Below are 243 nucleotides of genomic sequence, written 5' to 3'. Positions count from 1 at the left end.
CGACTAAATATGCAGTGTAAATATCTCCATCTACCGCACTATCTGGAACAATAAATGTACCTTGTTGTTCACCATCTTCTAACGTATTAATATCGTCAGTTTTTTGAACTACATTACCGTTCTTATCTCTCCACTCAACGCGCGTTGGTAGCGGTGAAATATTTGAACCTATTAAGTCGATATGAACTTCGTCACCTGGAACTGCAGGTTTATCGGTATTATTATATTCCAACACATCTAAGT

Annotated in this window: 1 protein-coding gene; it reads right to left on the bottom strand. The window is 37.4% G+C overall.

Annotated features, from left to right (window positions below):
* Positions 1-243: hypothetical protein (locus LQ677_RS14635; protein ID WP_239749102.1), on the bottom strand; the 243-nt coding region annotated here is incomplete at both ends.

Origin of the sequence: Mammaliicoccus sp. Q-M61 (genome assembly GCF_022386055.1) — a bacterium.
Taxonomy (GTDB): domain Bacteria; phylum Bacillota; class Bacilli; order Staphylococcales; family Staphylococcaceae; genus Mammaliicoccus; species Mammaliicoccus sciuri_A.
This window is presented reverse-complemented; position numbering and strand designations above follow the sequence as displayed.